Origin of the sequence: Baaleninema simplex PCC 7105 (assembly GCF_000332355.1) — a bacterium.
GTDB lineage: Bacteria > Cyanobacteriota > Cyanobacteriia > Cyanobacteriales > Geitlerinemataceae > Baaleninema > Baaleninema simplex.
On the sequence record NZ_KB235959.1, the window covers coordinates 502,785 to 506,703 of the forward strand.

The 3,919-nt window shown below is 45.3% G+C and carries 2 pseudogenes and 1 CRISPR repeat array; both pseudogenes read left to right on the forward strand.

Annotation, left to right across the window (positions count from 1 at the left end):
* Positions 1-824: pseudogene (locus GEI7105_RS31880) on the forward strand (IS701 family transposase); the annotation flags it as partial.
* A gap of 52 nt (positions 825-876) precedes the next feature.
* Positions 877-3,595: a CRISPR direct-repeat array (repeat unit 37 nt; unit sequence GTTTCAATCCCTAGAAGGGATTTTTGGGTTTTTCAAC).
* A gap of 130 nt (positions 3,596-3,725) precedes the next feature.
* Positions 3,726-3,919, forward strand: a pseudogene (locus GEI7105_RS38725) (IS4 family transposase); the annotation flags it as partial.

Consider the following 3,919-nt stretch of genomic DNA (forward strand, 5'->3'; position numbering starts at 1 on the left):
CTGGATGTAGAAATCTATCAGCCAGCCAGTTCCTTACCCTCAGGCAAGAAAGATCCCTCTTTCAAAAAGAACCCGAAATCGCCTTAGAATTAATTGACCGGAGTTTAAAGAGAGGGTATCGACCGGGAATCGTCCTCATGGATGCCGGCTATGGTAACAACACAAATTTTTTAAAGGGACTCGAATCTCGCCGACTGAAGTATCTAGGAGCCGTCGCCAAAAATCGGAAAATCTGGCTGAATCAATCGGGAGAAAATTGGCAAAAGATTCGCCTTGATGAATATGCCAAAAGCTTACCAGAAGAGGACTTTACGCCAGTTTCTCTAAATTTAAACAAGCCCAAAACCCTGTGGGTGGCGACGGGTACGGCAGAGCTGTCACGTCTACAAGGAGAAAGAACCTTTGCTATCGTCATGAATGCAAGTTCTTATGCGGACGCGACAGAAATTGATTATTTCATCACGAATGAAGACTCCGAAAAAGTGACTGCCGAATGGGTCGTGAACACTTACTCAGGGCGAAACTGGGTAGAAGTCTTCTATCGGGAAGCCAAAGGATGGTTGGGTTGGAGGGAATGCCAGGCGAGAGGTTTGAAGAGTTTACAGCGGCATTTAATTTTGGTATTTTGTGCCTACACTTTTATCCTTTGGCATAAGTTGACGGGCGGTTTACGAAGGAAGTGGGCGAACCAACCTTTGGAAACTTTTGTAGATGCTTTAGAGGCTTTTCGGACAGCCATGTCTTTTCGTTTTGTGGCATGGCTGAACGAGAATCGAGACCTGTTTGCCGCTCACAAAGCGCGTTTTGGCTTGGTTTGGGCTTGAAATTTGTTTAAGTACCGCTAGTTGGCGTCGGCTGGCGATGGCAATCCTAAAAGTTTCAATCCCTAGAAGGGATTTTTGGGTTTTTCAACCGGATTCTGGTATTGATTCTGAATGACTAACCACGTTTCAATCCCTAGAAGGGATTTTTGGGTTTTTCAACAATGCCGTTTCCACTTGTAAAAGGTATCTTTCCCGTTTCAATCCCTAGAAGGGATTTTTGGGTTTTTCAACCTTTATCTCGCTTGAGGTGACTTTGCGACTTGCTGGTTTCAATCCCTAGAAGGGATTTTTGGGTTTTTCAACAAGCAAAGCCAACAGCAAGCACCAACCCGACAAAGTTTCAATCCCTAGAAGGGATTTTTGGGTTTTTCAACTTCGCCACGCCGTCTTGTCCTCGTCGCTTAGCCCCTCAAAGTTTCAATCCCTAGAAGGGATTTTTGGGTTTTTCAACCGAATTCGACTGTCGAGCCTGCAGGAGTCGAAAGTTTCAATCCCTAGAAGGGATTTTTGGGTTTTTCAACAATCTTCGGACTAGGTGGGGGCATTAGCGAACTGGTTTCAATCCCTAGAAGGGATTTTTGGGTTTTTCAACTCTTGGATTCCGCTCTGGGCGATCGCAATCTGTGTTTCAATCCCTAGAAGGGATTTTTGGGTTTTTCAACTCGCGAAGGCGATCTTGGAATTGAGGGTGCGATCGAGTTTCAATCCCTAGAAGGGATTTTTGGGTTTTTCAACCGGCGGTTTACAAAACTGGCGCTCAAATTGAGGTGTTTCAATCCCTAGAAGGGATTTTTGGGTTTTTCAACGGTCATCGTGCGAGCGTGAGCGACAAATACGGCGTGTTTCAATCCCTAGAAGGGATTTTTGGGTTTTTCAACAAGAGATCGTCGTGAGAGAAGTTGAACAACAAAAGTTTCAATCCCTAGAAGGGATTTTTGGGTTTTTCAACCTTGGACGAAAGCGACGTGGCAAATCCACCAAACAGTGGAAAGGTTTCAATCCCTAGAAGGGATTTTTGGGTTTTTCAACTTTCAATTTACCAACAATTGGAGACGTCAATATAGGCGTTTCAATCCCTAGAAGGGATTTTTGGGTTTTTCAACCATCCCGATGGGTCTCGCTGTACTAAGGCTGAGTACAAGTTTCAATCCCTAGAAGGGATTTTTGGGTTTTTCAACTCATGCAAGGGAGGCTTACCGTTTGCTTCCATCAGTTTCAATCCCTAGAAGGGATTTTTGGGTTTTTCAACTGGAAAACGCGATCGCTCGATTGAAACGGTTGGAAGTAGTTTCAATCCCTAGAAGGGATTTTTGGGTTTTTCAACTTGTTCGACAAATTCAGGGAGGAACTAAGGATGGGAGCCAAGTTTCAATCCCTAGAAGGGATTTTTGGGTTTTTCAACGATATGTTCGCGTGAGCTGAAATGGAGTGTTAGAGGTGTTTCAATCCCTAGAAGGGATTTTTGGGTTTTTCAACGATTAACGCAATTTTCAACTAGGCGAAAAAAATGGTTTCAATCCCTAGAAGGGATTTTTGGGTTTTTCAACGGGGGCAAACCACAGCGATCGCGCTTAGCGTTGCGTTTCAATCCCTAGAAGGGATTTTTGGGTTTTTCAACCATCAACGAGTGTATAGGTTTGTAAGGGGTTGTCAGGTTTCAATCCCTAGAAGGGATTTTTGGGTTTTTCAACCGAACCTTCAGCTTGCTCCGTTGTTTGAGTTTTTAGGTTTCAATCCCTAGAAGGGATTTTTGGGTTTTTCAACCTGCATGGTTGCAGGCGGGACGATCGAGCCATTCGTGTTTCAATCCCTAGAAGGGATTTTTGGGTTTTTCAACAGCAGCGACCTCCTGGGGATGGGTGGCGCAGTCGGTTTCAATCCCTAGAAGGGATTTTTGGGTTTTTCAACAGAAAGATGAAACTGATTGACTCACTCAAAGATGCGTTTCAATCCCTAGAAGGGATTTTTGGGTTTTTCAACTCCCCCAGTTCCCTCCGATCCCTGAAGCGATGGTGTTTCAATCCCTAGAAGGGATTTTTGGGTTTTTCAACCTGGCGCGACGGGTTCGGCTTGTATCGGGGGAATCTCGTTTCAATCCCTAGAAGGGATTTTTGGGTTTTTCAACATTAGATCGCCTCGACGATGACGCACCAACCGCCGTTTCAATCCCTAGAAGGGATTTTTGGGTTTTTCAACACAGCACCGAGTTGGCGCGGTAGACGACGCTATCGTTTCAATCCCTAGAAGGGATTTTTGGGTTTTTCAACGCGGGCGGTTTTCCTCGCAAGCCTTGGCTTCGGTTTCAATCCCTAGAAGGGATTTTTGGGTTTTTCAACTTGCCCTCATCGATATCAATCGCGAGTAACTCATAAGTTTCAATCCCTAGAAGGGATTTTTGGGTTTTTCAACGTTCGATCGACTTCCGAACGGAAATAAAGTTGGCAGTTTCAATCCCTAGAAGGGATTTTTGGGTTTTTCAACTGGGAGGAAGATTCTCGGCTCGATCCTGAAATCGGTTTCAATCCCTAGAAGGGATTTTTGGGTTTTTCAACTCGCCCGGTTCGCATCCTTCCAAGAGGCATTTGGAGTTTCAATCCCTAGAAGGGATTTTTGGGTTTTTCAACAATACACCCGCGAACGCGGCAAGAAACAGCGTCGAGAGTTTCAATCCCTAGAAGGGATTTTTGGGTTTTTCAACGATGCTTTCGAGTCCTTTACTAGTCCAGTCGCACTTGTTTCAATCCCTAGAAGGGATTTTTGGGTTTTTCAACGCTTGAGGGATACGCCCTTGGTGGTGCAGAAAACTCCTGAAAGTGAGAGAGGGAGTGGATTTGAGAAAAAGGGGGTAGACAAAAAGAGGGGTCAGATGCGATGTTCGAGTTCCTCAACTAGCACATCAGCATCATGACCCCTCATCTCTATCGTCAACTTGAAGACCAGCTAAGTCAATGGGTTAAGCCCAAAGACCAACGACATTTACGAGGAGTCTCGGAAGTGGTAGCCGCCATCTTGCAATCGGGAAGTGCCTGCCTAAGTCACTGGCTACCCTATCTAGGCCACCGAAATTGTCAGGGGCGCAGTCACATGGCTCGCTT